General features: G+C 64.1%; 12 protein-coding genes. 9 read left to right on the plus strand and 3 right to left on the minus strand.

Annotated features, from left to right (window positions below; genetic code table 11):
• Positions 1-405 precede the first annotated feature (405 nt).
• Complete coding sequence (locus JOF56_RS48770) at positions 406-549, minus strand: hypothetical protein (protein ID WP_209646279.1); 144 nt, start codon at positions 547-549, stop codon at positions 406-408.
• 43 nt (positions 550-592) lie between these two features.
• Here JOF56_RS48770 and JOF56_RS48775 point away from each other — a divergent pair, with 43 nt between their 5' ends.
• Positions 593-823, plus strand: coding sequence for a helix-turn-helix domain-containing protein (locus tag JOF56_RS48775; RefSeq protein WP_209646280.1), 231 nt, complete (start codon positions 593-595; stop codon positions 821-823).
• 35 nt (positions 824-858) lie between these two features.
• Here JOF56_RS48775 and JOF56_RS48780 read toward each other — a convergent pair.
• Positions 859-2,093 (minus strand): IS3 family transposase gene (locus JOF56_RS48780; RefSeq protein WP_372448287.1). Its coding sequence is split into 2 segments (ribosomal slippage): positions 859-1,808 and positions 1,808-2,093, totalling 1,236 coding nucleotides; the frame shifts between segments, so codons are not numbered across the junction.
• A 13-nt stretch (positions 2,094-2,106) separates the two neighbouring features.
• Here JOF56_RS48780 and JOF56_RS48785 point away from each other — a divergent pair.
• From JOF56_RS48785 to JOF56_RS48795, 3 genes are read left to right on the plus strand one after another with little or no spacing between them, the layout of a single operon-like run.
• Complete coding sequence (locus JOF56_RS48785) at positions 2,107-2,466, plus strand: hypothetical protein (protein WP_245378729.1); 360 nt, start codon at positions 2,107-2,109, stop codon at positions 2,464-2,466.
• Positions 2,467-2,499: 33 nt separating this feature from the next.
• On the plus strand, positions 2,500-2,820 hold the full coding sequence (locus tag JOF56_RS48790) for a transposase (RefSeq protein ID WP_209646281.1): 321 nt from the start codon (positions 2,500-2,502) through the stop codon (positions 2,818-2,820).
• A gap of 5 nt (positions 2,821-2,825) precedes the next feature.
• The gene (locus tag JOF56_RS48795) at positions 2,826-3,518 is read left to right on the plus strand and encodes an IS3 family transposase (protein ID WP_209648941.1); all 693 of its coding nucleotides are present in this window, start codon (positions 2,826-2,828) and stop codon (positions 3,516-3,518) included.
• A gap of 95 nt (positions 3,519-3,613) precedes the next feature.
• On the opposite strand, the gene JOF56_RS48800 is transcribed toward JOF56_RS48795, so the two are convergent.
• Positions 3,614-4,855: an IS4 family transposase gene (locus tag JOF56_RS48800; protein WP_307855611.1), complete on the minus strand. Its 1,242-nt coding sequence runs from the start codon at positions 4,853-4,855 to the stop codon at positions 3,614-3,616.
• Positions 4,856-5,324: 469 nt separating this feature from the next.
• Between JOF56_RS48800 and JOF56_RS48805 the strand changes: the two genes are divergently transcribed.
• The 5 genes from JOF56_RS48805 (at position 5,325) to JOF56_RS48825 (ending at position 15,999) form a co-directional block, all read left to right on the plus strand.
• Positions 5,325-5,669: a hypothetical protein gene (locus JOF56_RS48805; protein WP_307855836.1), complete on the plus strand. Its 345-nt coding sequence runs from the start codon at positions 5,325-5,327 to the stop codon at positions 5,667-5,669.
• Positions 5,670-5,821: 152 nt separating this feature from the next.
• Positions 5,822-6,193, plus strand: a complete 372-nt coding sequence (locus JOF56_RS59115) for a family 43 glycosylhydrolase (RefSeq protein WP_245378730.1) — start codon at positions 5,822-5,824, stop codon at positions 6,191-6,193.
• 24 nt (positions 6,194-6,217) lie between these two features.
• The gene (locus JOF56_RS48815; RefSeq protein ID WP_209646283.1) at positions 6,218-6,391 is read left to right on the plus strand and encodes a hypothetical protein; all 174 of its coding nucleotides are present in this window, start codon (positions 6,218-6,220) and stop codon (positions 6,389-6,391) included.
• Positions 6,392-6,864: 473 nt separating this feature from the next.
• Positions 6,865-15,264, plus strand: coding sequence for a SpvB/TcaC N-terminal domain-containing protein (locus JOF56_RS48820; protein WP_209646284.1), 8,400 nt, complete (start codon positions 6,865-6,867; stop codon positions 15,262-15,264).
• Between the two features lie 63 nt (positions 15,265-15,327).
• A complete protein-coding gene (locus tag JOF56_RS48825) occupies positions 15,328-15,999 on the plus strand; it encodes a hypothetical protein (RefSeq protein ID WP_209646285.1) in 672 nt (223 codons plus the stop codon).
• Positions 16,000-16,110: the final 111 nt, after the last annotated feature.

A 16,110-nucleotide genomic window follows, 5' to 3' on the forward strand; every position in this document is an offset into this window, starting at 1 on the left:
ATTGACTACCCTCACACATATCAAAATTAGGCACCACACGTGCACCCTTTGCGATAATTGTCGCTCGAATAACCAGTCTGATGCTACTGCCGCAAAGGGGACACAGATGAATAGGGAGAGCTGTGCGTCTACCGTAGCAAGCGTGTACCGAACGAGTCAGCGCTTGAAGGAAGCGGCCCGACCTTGTGCTTGCCGAAAACCTCATCCGTGCTGGTCAGATCGTGTTGCCGACATCGACTCCAACCGCCCGCAAGCCATGCAGTCACCACGGCAGGATGGTCGGCCGTGCTGCTGCGACTGGCCTACCTCGGCCTGACCAACACCTTCGCCCTACTTCGCCTGATCCCGATGAGCAACCAGGACAAAGACATCGAGATCCTCGCCCTGCGACACCAGATCGGAGTACTACAACGGCAACTCGGCGACACCAGAGTGCGGTTCAGTCCTGCTGACCGGGCGTTGCTTGCCGCGCTCGTGCATCGGTCCCCGCGCCAGATCTTGCACAGGATCCGTCTGCTGGTGCGCCCGGATACGATCCTGCGCTGGCATCGCGACCTGCTCCGCCGACGCCACGCCAGGATGTCGCGACCGAATGCGCCCGGGCCGACCGCGCACCATCCGGTCTATTCGAGTCCTGGTTCTGCGCCTGGCCAAGGAAAACCCGAACTGGGGCTACCGCCGGATCCACGGCGAACTCCTTGCCCTGGGCCTGCAGGTCGCCGCCTCGACCGTGTGGCAGATTCTCAACGACGCCGGCATCGACCCGGCACCCGAACGCGCGACCAGCACCTGGGCCCAGTTCCTCCGTTCACAAGCCGACTGAATCGCCCCGGGTTTGGTAGAGACTCGTTACTGGGGTCAGGCAACCAGACTGGTCAGGTCGCCTAGCTCGTACAGGGTCTCAAACTCGGTCGGTGGCCGATAGCCACAGGCTTCATGAAGCCGTTGATCGTTGTACCACTCCACCCACGCGGCGGTAGCGATCTCGACCTCGTTCTTATTGTGCCACGGTCCTTGCGGTTTGATCAACTCTGTTTTGTAGAGACCGATGGTGGATTCCGCGAGCGCATTGTCGTACGCGTCACCGACCGTGCCGATGGACGCGTTGATACCCGAGTCGACGAGATGCTGGGTGAACCGAAAGGACGTATATTGACTCCCGGCATCGGAATGGTGAATCAGTTTGTCTTCACCGTCCACCCGGCGATAGTCGCGGTGCGACAGTCCTCTGTCGATGGCGTCGAGGACCAGGTCGGTTTCCTTGGACGTGCTCGCCCGCCAGCCGACGATTTTTCGGGAGAAGACGTCGATGGCGAACGCGACGTAGACGGTGCCCGCCCAGGTGGCGACGTAGGTGAAGTCCGCCACCCACAACCGGTTCGGCGCACCAGCCGCGAACTGCCGGTTCACCAGATCCGCGGCCCGCACACCGCCGGGGTCCTGGATCGTGGTGCGTACCGTCTTGCCGCGCACCGCGCCGGCCAAGCCGAGTCGGCGCATCAGCCGCTCGACCCGGCCGCGCCCGACCTCGACACCTTCCCGTGTAAGTTGGCGCCAGATTTTCCGGGCGCCATACACCTGATAGTTCTCGTCATACGCGCGCCTGATTTCCTTCATGAGTTCCTCGTCCCGGAACGCGCGTCGTGATGTCGGTCGCGACCGGGCGGCATAGTAGGTGGACGGAGCGATCTTGATACCGAATTCGGTCAGCACGGCACAGATCGGCTCGACTCCGAACCGGTCCTTGAATTCCGTGATGAACGCTACGAGCGTGGCGGTCGAGGGTCGAGCTCCCTCGCGAAGAAAGCCGACGCCGCCTTCAAAATATCGTTCGCCCGACGCAACTCAGCAACTTCCCGCCGCAACCGCGTCAACTCGGCCGACTCCTCACTCGACGTCCCCGACCGCGCCCCAGCATCGACCTCGGCCTGACGCACCCATTTACGCAGCGTCTCGCCCGACACGCCCACCTTCGCCGCCACCGAGCAGATCGTCTCCCACTCCGAGGAGTAGTGCTCTACCTGCTCAAACACCAACCCAACAGCACGCTCACGAAACTCACGTGAGTACCTCTTCCCAGCCATGATCCACATCCTCACTCAACGAGTGAGCCTCCATCAAACCCGGGGCGGTTCAGACGCCCTGTTGGCCTGTGACTTCTTCGAAACCGTCACCCTCACCGGCACACGCATGTACGTGCTGGCGGCGATCGAACACGCCCATCGCAGAATCCACATCCTCGGTGCCACACCACATCCGACCAAGGCATGGGTGACCCAAGCCGCCCGCAACCTCGTCATGGATCTCGAGGACGCCGGCTACCGAGCACGATTCCTGATCCGCGACAGAGACGGCAAATTCCCTCACCTGTTCAACGCCATCCTCGCCAACGCCGACATCCAGGTCGTCCTGAGCGGTGTTCAGATGCCCAGGATGAACTCGATCGTTGAACCGCCCCGGGTTTGATGGAGGCTCACTCGTTGAGTGAGGATGTGGATCATGGCTGGGAAGAGGTACTCACGTGAGTTTCGTGAGCGTGCTGTTGGGTTGGTGTTTGAGCAGGTAGAGCACTACTCCTCGGAGTGGGAGACGATCTGCTCGGTGGCGGCGAAGGTGGGCGTGTCGGGCGAGACGCTGCGTAAATGGGTGCGTCAGGCCGAGGTCGATGCTGGGGCGCGGTCGGGGACGTCGAGTGAGGAGTCGGCCGAGTTGACGCGGTTGCGGCGGGAAGTTGCTGAGTTGCGTCGGGCGAACGATATTTTGAAGGCGGCGTCGGCTTTCTTCGCGAGGGAGCTCGACCCTCGACCGCCACGCTCGTAGCGTTCATCACGGAATTCAAGGACCGGTTCGGAGTCGAGCCGATCTGTGCCGTGCTGACCGAATTCGGTATCAAGATCGCTCCGTCCACCTACTATGCCGCCCGGTCGCGACCGACATCACGACGCGCGTTCCGGGACGAGGAACTCATGAAGGAAATCAGGCGCGCGTATGACGAGAACTATCAGGTGTATGGCGCCCGGAAAATCTGGCGCCAACTTACACGGGAAGGTGTCGAGGTCGGGCGCGGCCGGGTCGAGCGGCTGATGCGCCGACTCGGCTTGGCCGGCGCGGTGCGCGGCAAGACGGTACGCACCACGATCCAGGACCCCGGCGGTGTGCGGGCCGCGGATCTGGTGAACCGGCAGTTCGCGGCTGGTGCGCCGAACCGGTTGTGGGTGGCGGACTTCACCTACGTCGCCACCTGGGCGGGCACCGTCTACGTCGCGTTCGCCATCGACGTCTTCTCCCGAAAAATCGTCGGCTGGCGGGCGAGCACGTCCAAGGAAACCGACCTGGTCCTCGACGCCATCGACAGAGGACTGTCGCACCGCGACTATCGCCGGGTGGACGGTGAAGACAAACTGATTCACCATTCCGATGCCGGGAGTCAATATCAATGCCGCTTAGTTAGGCGGTCAGCGGTGGCCGTAGGGTCGGCGTGGGGTGGAACGTTCTGCCGTGGTGGTGGGGTTGCTTGATGGGGAATGAGTGACGGTTTCCGCGTTTGGCAACGCGGGGATATGTTCGTTTGCGGCGGCCTTTGGTGACGCGTTCGAGTATTTCAGTGATGGCGTCACGGTGTGCCTGGGTGATCGTTTCGGGGGGAAAATCCCGCCTGGTTTGTGACCTGGCGACGGACGATGTTCAGGGTTCGAAGGAAGGATAGTCGGTCCGGGTCGATTTCTGCGATGTCAGCTGCTTCGGTCATGAGTGTTCGGATGGCGTAGTGGGCGAGGAGCAGTCCCCAGAACTCTTGCCGGACCAGCTTTGGTGTTTTTGACCGAAGTCCCTTGCCCGGTTCCAGCAGTTGGGTCTCGATTTCGCGAAGCGCGATCTCGTACTCCCATCGTTGCTGGTAAGCGGCAGCGAGTTCGAGCGCGCTGGCGTCGTTCGGATCGAGAATCGTGCTGATTAGCCGGAACGTCTCCGACTGCGCGACTCCCTCACCGGAGATGGTGTATTCGATCACGCGGACCGGGATATGGGTGGCGTCGCGTGGATCGCTGACGGCTGACAGCGGAATGCGATAGCCGGCGCTGCGAGTCTTCTTGGAATTGATGACCGAGAGATACGAGCCATCGGACAGCACGTCGGCGACCGGCAGTTTCATGCCCGCGGGCACGCGCCAGAGCAGGGCCGCGCCGGTCACCAAGTAGTGCTGCCACAACTGAAAGCTGAAGTACCCGCGATCGGCCAGGACCAGCATGTCCGGCGTGACTGAGCCCACCAACTGCTCGGCCAGCTTGCGTTCGCCGTCGTAGATGGTGCCCAACGCGGTCGCTATGACCGCATGGGTGCCGCACTCACCCAAACCGACCGCGTGGACCTGGGGAAAGGGCCGACGGGTGCCACCTTCGTACTTTCCCCATTCCTTCAGATTCACGTCGGTATCCGGTATATCGATCTGCACTCCGTCGATCGCCATCAGCCGCCACGACCGCAACCAGGCGCCCTCAGTACTGGGTTTGGCCAGCGGTTGCGCAATACGCTCGAACAACTTTCGTAGCGGCAGGTCATCCAGTCGATCGCGAGCCTGTGACACCGCGCCCGAGGTCGGCACGGTCCACGAGTCTCGCCAATTCCCCAAAAACCGGAGACCGTTCACCAACTTCCGCAGAATTTCCTCGTACCCGTCACGAAATATCGCCATCGCCAGCACGAAATAAACCACGACATGAGCAGGGAGCCGGCGAGACCGCTTCTCCTGGCGACCGGTCTCCGCCAAGACCTCATCGACCACGTCCCGCGAAACCGTTCGGGTCAATACTCCAAGCGAAATCCGATCAGTCAAACGCTCTGCGCGTTGTTCAATCACAAACAAATTCTACCGAGAACCGACCAACAACCCGCCGATACCAACCGCGACACGCCGCACAAATTCGACAAAGTCAAAACCCGCCAAACAGTCCCGTCATGCTAACTAAGCGGCATTGGAGTCAATATACGTCCTTTCGGTTCACCCAGCATCTCGTCGACTCGGGTATCAACGCGTCCATCGGCACGGTCGGTGACGCGTACGACAATGCGCTCGCGGAATCCACCATCGGTCTCTACAAAACAGAGTTGATCAAACCGCAAGGACCGTGGCACAATAAGAACGAGGTCGAGATCGCTACCGCCGCGTGGTGGAGTGGTACAACGATCAACGGCTTCATGAAGCCTGTGGCTATCGGCCACCGACCGAGTTTGAGACCCTGTACGAGCTAGGCGACCTGACCAGTCTGGTTGCCTGACCCCAGTAACGAGTCTCTACCAAACTCGGGGCGATTCACGTCGAACGCTGGATCCAAACCTGCCGACACGAACTACTCGACCGCACCCTCGTCTGGAACCAACGACACCTACTCCACACACTCCGCGAATACGAGCAGTTCTACAACTCGCACCGACCTCACCAAGGCATCACCAACGCCCGACCACTACGACCACTGCCATCGCCGATCCCCAGCCAAGACCCAGACCACCCGTCTCAACGTCCGCCGACGCCCACGTTTGGGCAGCATCCTCAACGAGTACCACCACGCCGCCTGACCAGCACGGATGACATTTTCGGCAAGCGCACCGTTCACCGACGGGCTGGGCAAACCGCTGATCGGGGCGAACCCGACCGGCGGTGGCCAGCCCATTGACCCCGCGGTCTTCACCGACGACGACGGCCGGAGCTACCCGTACTGGGGCAACGGCGAGGCCTACGTGGTGCCGCTGAACGCCGACATGATCTCGTTCGACGCCACGAAGATCAAAGATCAACGGGCTGGACGGGTTCCGCGAAGGCCTGTTCATGACCAAACGCGCCGGTACCTACCACCTCACCTGGTCGATCGACGACACCGGCAGCGAGAACTACCGCGTCGGCTACGCGACCGCCACGAGCCCGATGCTCGACGGCCTTACCCAACGCGGCGTCATCCTCGAGAAGAACCCGTCACTCGGCATCCTCGGCACCGGGCACCGGGCACCGGGCACCGGGCACCACAGCATCGTCCAGGTCCCGGGAACCGACGACTGGTACATCGCCTACCACCGCTTCGCCATCCCCGGCGGCGACGGCACTCACCGCGAGGTGACCATCGACCGCCTGCGTTTCAACCCGGACGGCACAATGGCCAAAGTCGTGCCGACGCTCGAAAGCGTCACCCCGCTGGCGAAATGATGGCGGTCATCATCACGGCCCGACGTGGTCACGCCAGGAGTGCTGCGGGTTGAAGCCAAGTCCTCGCGGGCCCGGTCGATGGACAGCAGCGTCTCGAACTCGCTGATCTCCTTGTCGAGGGGTGTCTCCGGGAAGACCTCCCGCAGCAACTCCCCCGACGCCCGGTTCATCATCGTGTCCGCGGCGGCGATGATGTAGCTGCTGGCGCGCCCGTGACGTCAGCCTCCAGTACCAGCCGGGACACGCCCGCCGCGTCGCGCTCGTCGATGTAGCGCCAGAGGCGCCCTTGAGGCCAACACATCGCCAGCATCAGCGAACACCCGCCCTGGAGTGGCGCCAACACCTGACTCGGGCGATGATCAAATCGCAGCATCAGGTGGGATGAAGGAAAATTGGGAATCTTCGCGGTGTGCTCCATTCAGCCGCCTACTGGTCGTGCCGAGGATGGCGGCATAAATGTCGTGGAGCTGTCCAGCTTACGTTCATTGCATCCTATTGGTGTAGGTATCTTGGACGCCTGTGCCGCAAGCGTTTGGGCTAGTGGCGTGAATTCGGTGAATGGTCGCCGGATGGTATGCCGGACGATTGCGACAGTCTGTCCGGTACCGCTAATTTGACGTGGCTGATCACGAAGATCCTCATGGGAGTACCGGACGAAAGGTCTCGGGATCATGACCACCTGGCGTCAGCGTCGACAATTGTCGGGAATCAACCGCAAGACCGTGACGCTGGGGGTGGTCCTGGCCCTGGTGGCGGGACTGGTGCCATCCGCCGCGCAACCCGCCGACCAAGCGATTCTGGCGGCGGGAACACCAGGTGAGGGTGTGGTCGACGTGCCCTCGCATCCGGAAGGCGCGTCGTTCAATCCCAACCAGCTCAAGGGTATCCAGGCGGCGGACCCGAGTTCGAAGATCAATCTGATCGAGCCGCCGACGACGAGCAGCACCGGCGAGGCCCGGTTGGACTATCCCATCGAGGTGCCGCCGGGGCGAGGCGGTGTCCAGCCGAGTGTCGCGCTGTCCTACAGCTCTTCGGCGCAGAACAGCTGGGCCGGCGTCGGCTGGGATATGGCGCTGCAATCGATCACGATCGACACCCGGTGGGGCGTGCCGCGTTATCACGGCGGTCTGGAAACCGAGACCTATCTGCTCAACGGTGAACAGTTGACGCCGGTCGCACACCGCACTGAACTGCAGGCTCGCACTGCGGAGAAAGTGTTCCACACGAGGACAGAGGGACAGTTCGGCAAAATCGTCCGGCACGGCGACAACCCGCGTGGCTACTGGTGGGAAGTCACCGCGAAGGACGGCACGAGATCAATTTTCGGTGGTACGCCCGACAGCGTCGGCGACAAGACGACGCTTACTGACGACGCGGGCAATATCGCGGTCTGGGCGCTGCGTGAGGTGCGGGACACCAACGACAACTTCATGCGCTACCACAATGTCCAGGTCGCCGATGCGGGCGTGAACGGCGGCACGGTCCCGGGTGTCGACCTCTATCCGAAGCGGATCACGTACACCGGTCAGGGCAAGGTCGAGGGCCGGTACTCGGTCACGTTCATCCGTGACCGGGAGCGTGGTGAGTCTCGGCGCCAGGACGTGGAGATCGACGCGCGCAACGGATTCAAACAGGTCACGGCCGACCTGCTACGCCGCATCGAGGTCTTCATCGACGACAAGCCGATCCGTGCCTACGAGCTGGACTACCGCACCGGCGCGTTCGGCAAGACCCTGCTGCACCAGGTCTCCCAGTACGGCGAGGATCTGCGGATCTTCAACACCCACACGTTCGACTACTTCGACGACATCCGCACCGAGAAGGGCGAGTACCGGGCGTTCTCCGACGCGGCGGGCTGGACCACGCACAACGACTCGCTCGGTGCCAGCGTGCCCGATGGTCAGGCGAGTGCGGTGGCGGCCAGCACGTCCAGCAGCGCGGGCGGACACCTCTACGTGGGGTTCAACCCGGCTGTGGCTCGCAAGTCCGGTTCGGCGGGTGGCAAGGCCGGTTTCAACGCGGGGTCGTCCGAAGGCCTGCTCGCGCTGACCGACGTCAACGGGGACTCGTTGCCGGACAAGGTGTTCCGCACCGGATCGGGAGTGTTCTACCGGCCGAACCTGTCCGGGCCGGGCGGGCAGCCGAAGTTCGGCGACACCCCGATCAAGCTGACGAACCTGCCGGGGATCTCGTCGGAGTCGACCCGGTCGGTCACCACGGGTGTCGAGTCGTACATCGGTGTGGCCGCGCAACTTGACCACGTCTCGACCACGACCCGGACCGATCGATACTTCTTGGACGTCAACGGCGACGGTCTGACCGACCTGGTCACGAACGGCAGTGTGCTGTTCGGATACCTGGACGCCAACGGCAATCCCGCCTACAGCGCCAACAGCAAGGACACCCCGGTCCCGATCGGTACCGGCGGTGCCAACGGCACCATTGTGGGTGATCAGACTCGTGAGTTCGAGCGTCAGGTGGACGCGTTCCCGCTGCTGGACAGCGTGCGAAGGTGGATCGCGCCCTACGACGGCACGATCCGGATCGCCGGTGGGGTCAAGCTGACCGACAACGCCGGCACGGACGAGAAAGCCGATGGCGTCCGGGTTGCGGTGCAGCACGAGAACACGGAGTTGTGGTCACAGCGGATCATGCCGGACGACCACGCCCAGTACACACCGTCCGGAGTGGACGCTGTGCAGGTGCGCCGCGGCGAACGGGTCTACTTCCGAGTCCAGTCCATGCTGGATGGGAAGTTCGACCAGGTCGCATGGGACCCGGACATCACCTACACCAGCATCCCGGCTGGTACGGACGTCAACGGCCTGGACAACCACCGCTACCTCGCCTCACGCGACTTCACCCTTGGCGGACGGCCGTCCACAGTGACCGCACCGGTGACCGGGACGCTGCACCTGTCCGGTGACGTGTCCAAGGTCGGTCCGACCACCGACGACGTAGCGGTGGTGATCACGCGCAACGGCAGGGACGTGTTCACCGGCAACCTGCCCGCGGCCACGGGCGGAACCGTTCCGATCAATGTGGACATTCCGGTGACCGCGAATGACACATTGTCGTGGCGGTTGCGGGCGGATTCGCCGATCGACGCGGGCGCGCTGCACTGGGTTCCGTCCGCGCACTACACGGGGGCGGAAGGGGATGTTCCTGTCGTCGACCAGAACGGCAACCCCACAATGAAGATCACCCCGCCGTTCGATTTGGACATCTACCCAGTCGACACACTGACCTCGCCGCAAGGCTCGTACACCGCGACCCACACGGGCGAGTTGACTGTGCAGCCTGAACTGGCTCTCGATGGACAGAACCGGGACTCCCGTGTCGTGTTCACCGTCAAGCGCCGGGGCGCGTTGCTGGCCAAGAAGGTCATCGACATCCGCAACGGGCAGATTCCGGAGCCGGAGTCGTTACGCGTCAAGGTGAACGCGAACGAAGGCGACGAGCTGTTCTTCGACTTCTCCACTCTGGACACCAGCCTGCCCGGACGGCTGACCACGCAGTCGGCGTCGGTCAGCACAGACGGCGTCACCTTCGACCCGGTGCCCAGCGCCCTGCACGCCTCGGCGGAACAGGATGCTTTCGCGCAGCCGTACCGCGGCTGGGCGGCGATCGGGTACAACGGCAACCGCGACCGGGCCACCACTCCGATCGTGCAGGGCGACCTGGCGATCGACCAGAACTACCGCAACCGGATCCCGGCCGCGCCCAAGGAATCGGATGTTCCTGGCTTCGAGGGCCGGGTGACGCCGCCGAACGCGATCGTGCTCGCACCCAGGCCTGCCCAGGGCCGGTGGGGCAGTGAGGACGGCAACACCTGGGTCGCCGGCGCCGGTGCCGCGGCTTCCCGGCTGGGCACCGATCGGATCGACGTGGCCCGTGACTCGGACTTCACCGGTGCGACGGGCGTTTCGCGGGTGGCGGGCAGCAGGCAGATCTCGACCACGTTCGGGGCGAGTCTGCCGGGCGTGCCTATCGGCGCCGGGGCGAGCGTGGCCCGGGGCAGCAGCAGCGGCGAGGTGGACTTCCTTGACCTCAATGGCGATGGTTTCCCCGACGTGGTCGGTTCGGCCGGAATCCAGTACTCGGACATGACCGGCGGTCTGGGCAGCACCCGCGGCAGCCTCGGTACCACCAACGTCCGGGAGAGCGACTCGAGGGCGTTCACCGCGTCGGCCAACGCGGGCAGCCCTGCCCGCACGGCAGCCAACGGCCGAGGGGACTCCGCGCCGTCCGCCGAGAAGTCCACCACCACCGCCCAGAACGGCAGTGAGATGCCCAGCCTGGGGATCGGTGGCAGCACCGGTGGTGGTGAGTCCGATGCCGCGTTCGACCTGTTGGACATCAACGGCGACAACCTGCCCGACCGTGTCTTCGAGAACGGTACGGCCGCACTCAACCTCGGTTACCGGTTCGCCGCACCCGAACCGTGGCCCGGCGGGCCGCTCAATGACGCCAACACCCGCAATTCGGCGGTCAATCTCGGGTTCAACACCGACTTCTACGGCTTGGCCGGCGGTGCTTCGGCCGCGACCGGAACGTCCAAAACGGAAGCAAGCCTGACCGACATGAACGGCGACGGCCTGGCCGACCGGGTGTTCTCGCGGGATGGCACTCCGTTGGCGGTTGCCATCAACACCGGCAACGGATTCCTGGCGCCGACAGTGTTCCAGGGCAGTCTCGGCGGGATCAGCGCCGACAAGAACGCCAGCCTCGGCGCGGGCGCGTACTTCGTCTTCGGGTTCTGCCTGGGCATCTTCGCCGGCGGCTGTGTCGTGTTCAACCCGGGCGCCGACGTCTCGACCGGCATCGGCCGGTCCGAGCTCGCGCTGAGCGACGTCAACGGCGACGGGTACACCGACCACGTCCGGTCCACTCGCGACAGTGAGCTGATCGTGGCGGAGAACCGGACCGGCCGCACGAACCTGCTGCGCTCGGTGACCCGCCCGCTGGGCAGCAGGTTCGATCTGGACTACACCCGGGACGGCAACACCAAGGACCTGCCCCAGTCGCGCTTCGTGCTGTCCAGCGTCAGGCTGTTCGACGGCCACCGCGGGGACGGCCAGGACGTGCAGCTGTCCACATTCCACTACCAGAACGGCCGTTACGACCGCTTGGAGCGGGACTTCCTCGGCTACGGCCGCGTGTTCAGCGAGCAGCGGGACCCCGGTGCCGGTGACGCGGTGTTCCGCACGGTGACCAACGAGTACCGCAACGACAACGTCTACGTCCGCGGCCTGGCGGCCCGGTCGATCACCACTGACGCCGTCGGCCGGCTGTTTACCGAGACGGTGAACACGTACACGCTGCGCGACGTGAGCACCGGCAAACCCGCCGACCCGCACAGCACCACAGCCACAGTGTTCCCCCAGTTGTCGCGATCGGAGCAGCGGTTCTACGAAGGCCAGCCCACTGCGGGCAAATCGACCTTCACGGAGTTCGACTACGACGAATTCGGCAACACCACTCGGGTCTTCAATGCCGCCGAGGCCGGTGCCGCCGATGACGTGGAGACCCGTACCGGCTACACAGCGGCTGACCCTGCCTGCCGGGAACGCAACATCGTGGGTATCGCCAACACCATCCAGGTGGTGGCCATCGCGCCGAAGTCCGTGATGCGCAACCGTCAGTCGACAGTGGACTGCAAGACTGGCGACGTCACCCAGACCCGTGCGCTGCTGGCCGACGGGTCCAAAGCGGTCAGCGACCTGGAGTACCTGGGCAACGGCAACCTCAAGGCCATCGTTGGCCCTGCGAACAAGACCGGCCAGCGATACCGGCTCGACTACGGCTACGACCCGGTCGTTGGCGTGCACGTCGAGACCGTCGTGGACAGCTTCAACCTCCGCTCGGTGATCACGCACAACTACAAGTACGGCCTGCCGGAGAGCACGGTCGACGAGAACTTCCAACGAGTCCACTACAACTACGACCGGGTGGGCCGCATCGACTTCGTGGCAGGCCCGAACGAGATCCCCGAGAACCGGGTCACGATCGACTTCGAATACCACCCGGACGCCGAGGTGCCCTACGCGGTCAGCAGACACATCGACAACACCGCAACCGAAGTGCGCGACGACACCATCGACACCGTCCAGTTCGTCGACGGCCTCGGCCGGGCGGTGCAGACCAAGAAGGACGCCAGCATCCCGCCACAGCCCGGCGCGGCACCCGAGCCCGCGATGACCGTCTCCGGCAAGCAGGTGTTCGACTTCCTCGGCCGGCCCGTCGAGCAGTTCTACCCGGTCACCGAACCCAAGGGAGACGGCAACTTCGCGTTCAACCCAGCCGTCGACAGTGTTCGGCCGACCCGGACGAGCTATGACGTGCTCGATCGCCCGACCCGGGTGGCGCTTCCGGACGACACCGCTTCGACGACGGCCTACGGGTTCGGGCCGGATCGCGCCGGGGCGACCCAATTCGAGACGATCACCACGGACGCCAACGGCAAACAGCGCCGCACGTACGCTGATGTGCGTGAGCTGACCACGGCGGTCAAGGAGTTCAACCCCACCGGCGGTCAGCCGGTGATCTGGACCAGCTACGGCTACGACCCGCTCGGCCAGATCACGACCGTGACCGACGACCGCGGCAACGCCACCAAGGCGGCGTACGACAACTTCGGCCGCCGCACGGTGATCGACAGCCCGGACTCCGGCAGGACCGAGACGGGATACGACCTCGCGGGCAACGTGATCACCAAGGTGACACCGAACCTGCGCGGGAAACACACGGCGATCGAGTACGACTACGACTTCACCCGGGTCACCGGGATCCGGTACCCGATCTTCACCGGCAACAACGTCAAGTACACCTACGGCGCGCTCGGCGCCCCGGAGAACGGCGCAGGCCGGATCACCGAGATCCGCGACGCTGCAGGCACTGTCACCCGCGGCTACGGCCCGCTCGGCGAAGTCTCCAGGCAGACCCGCACCCTCGGCGGCAGTGCGCTGGAGGCCGCGTCGTCCTTCACCACCCTGACCCGCTTCGACTCGTTCAACCGGGTCCTGGACACCACCTACCCGGACGGCGAGAAGGTCACCTACGGCTACGACAGCGGCGGCCAGGTCACCACCGCGACAGGTGTCAAGGACAACAGGAACTACACGTACCTGGCCCGCCAGGACTACGACAAGTTCGAACAGAAAGTACTGACGGAGACCGGTTCCGGCGTCCGTACCAGCTACAGCTACGACGCGGAAGACCGGCGGCTGGCCACATCGAAGTCGCAGCAGCCGGACGGACGCGAGTTCCAGAACCTGTTGTACCAGTACGACAACGTCGGCAACGTCACGCAGCTGGCCAACGACGTCGCCGTTCCACCCGCCAAGGGAATCGGCGGACCGAGCAAGCAGACGTTCGGCTACGACGACCTGAACCAGCTCACCACGGCCAGTGGCGAGTACCGCAACACCTCGGACAAGCTCAACAAGTACAAGCTGGACCTGACCTACGACAGCATCCACAACACCACCAGCAAGGTGCAGAAGCACGACCTGGTGGGCACCACTGGCACCACCTACCCACAGCACGACACCACGTACTCGCTGCGCTACACCTACGAGCAGGGCCGGCCGCACGCGCCCGCAAAGATCGGCCAGGACACCAACAAGTACGACGCCAACGGCAACCTGATCGACATCGCCACCAAGAACCACGACGTCCAGGCGTTCACCGGGCCGGTGGCCGAAGCGTCTACATCGGACAAACGGACGCAGTTCGTGTGGGACGAGGAGAACAGACTCGCGTGCGTCCACGAAAACAAGCACTCGACGGTCAAACAGCAACCCAGCTCCTGCGATGGGCACGCCGATCCGGTCGTCCGGTTCGTCTACGACGATTCCGGTAACCGGATTGTCAAGGACGGCAAGGACAAACACATCGCGCCCAGCCTGAGCTTCAGCAAGGTGAACGGGCAGTCGTTCAAGCACATGTTCGCGGGCGACACCCGGCTGGTGACCAAGAAAGTCGAGGCCAAGCTCGAAGACGAGCAGTTCTACTTCCACACCGACCACCTCGGTTCAGCCGGCTATGTCACCGACACACTCGGAAAGCTCACCTCGCATCAGGAGTTCTTCGCCTTCGGTGAAAGCTGGGTGCAGGAAAGCACGAAGGCGCCACCCGTGCCCTACCAGTACAACGGCAAGGAGTTCGACGAGGAAACCGGCCTCTACTACTACGGCGCCCGCTACTACAACCCGAGAACCAACCTCTGGCAGACGCCCGACCCGATGCTCGGCACCTACCTGAACGGAACGCTGAACGGAGGGGTCTACCAGCCGGCCAACCTGGCGTCCTACACGTACACGTACAACAATCCGGTCCGGCTGACCGATCCCAGTGGCACCACGCCGGAAGAGAGTTGGCTCCAGGAGTACGACAAGGCGATCGACGAGGTCCCGTCGCGGTACGACGCCCGGCGAGCCCTCACCCAGCCGGGCGTTTACAACACGCCGATTGCCCCCGCGATCGCGGGTGCGATCGTCGACCGCAGGTTCTGCGAGCGGGTGGGCGCCGACGCCTGCGCCAATGGAGCGCTGGAGGCCATCCACTCGGCGACCACACAACATTTCGTCGGGCCAGTCCTCGGCACGGTGATCGTCGGCCGTGCCTCGACCCTGCTCGAGCAGCCTGGTGTGAAGGAGTCGGTCGGCCTGGTCAGGGATGCGGTCGACCGGCAACTGGCCCGCGGGTGGCCCGACCTGATCAGGAACCATCTCAGCCCGGCCGAGCAAGGGGAATACACGAAAGAACTGAACGCCGGGAAATGGGGGGACGCGCGCAGATGGCTCGGCACCGCGCTACACAGGGCGACCGAAAAAGACCTCCTACAGATCCGGATGCCGGACGGCACGGCGCGATTCGACTACAATGCCAGCCGCGGTCCGGACTATCGCGACAGGGTCACCGGCGTGAAGGTCGAACTCACCACCATGCGCCAGTTCGTGCCCAAGTGGATCAAGAAGGGCGGCGTGTATCGCACCGTGCCGTACGTGCTCTACCGGGGCCCGGGGCGGCTACCATCGATCATCCAGCGTGGCGGGGGTCGCCGATGACCGACACCGGGAGGGACTGAGATCGACACCGGCCCGAACGTCTCGTCCCCGGAGAGGCTGATATTGAGCGGGCTCCGGTTGGAGAACGAGGACTTCTCCAACCGGAGGCTGCGCGAACTCGTGGTGGCCGCCGCCACCCTGGTCCGTTGCGACTTCAGCCGGACCAGGGTGGCCGGCGGGGAGTTCGGCGGCGGGTTCGAGCCCAGCGAGTACGTGGAGTGCGTCTTCGACGGCTGTCGGGTGAAGAACGTGTTGCCGGGCCGGGCGACCTTCATCGGGTGCTCGTTCCGCGACGTCACCATCCAGAACCTGCGATGCCATGAAGCCCAGTTCATCGACTGCGTCTTCACCGGTCTACTGAGGACGGTCACGTTCAGCGCCGTCCCCTGGTCGACCGAGCGGCTGGGCCGCACCCGCAACGCCTACCACGGCAACGACTTCGCGGGAGCCCGACTGATGGACGTCGCCTTCCGCGGCGGCATCGACCTCGACCGGCAACGCCTCCCCGAAGGACCCGAATACGTGCTCGTCCGCAACGCCCCGGAGATCCTTCCGGCCATCCGCGAGCAGGTACGAACCTGGCCGGAGTCGCTACGCCTCGACGCCGAGACCAGCCTGTGGATTCTGGAGAACGACTGCGAGACCGGCCAGCGTGACCTGCTGGTCCGGCGGACCCTGCTCGGCCGCACCGCTGAAGGAATCGACAAACTCGCCGCCCTGCTCATTCGAAGCTGAGCCAGGGCAATTCAGCCTGACGTAAGAAGCGTTCCGCAGGATGGCATCCAGGGCGGAAAGCTCAGCCATCTCGATGGTTTCGCTGGAGGTTACGCATGCCGAAAACCTCAT

Origin of the sequence: Kibdelosporangium banguiense (assembly GCF_017876405.1) — a bacterium.
Classification (GTDB): domain Bacteria; phylum Actinomycetota; class Actinomycetes; order Mycobacteriales; family Pseudonocardiaceae; genus Kibdelosporangium; species Kibdelosporangium banguiense.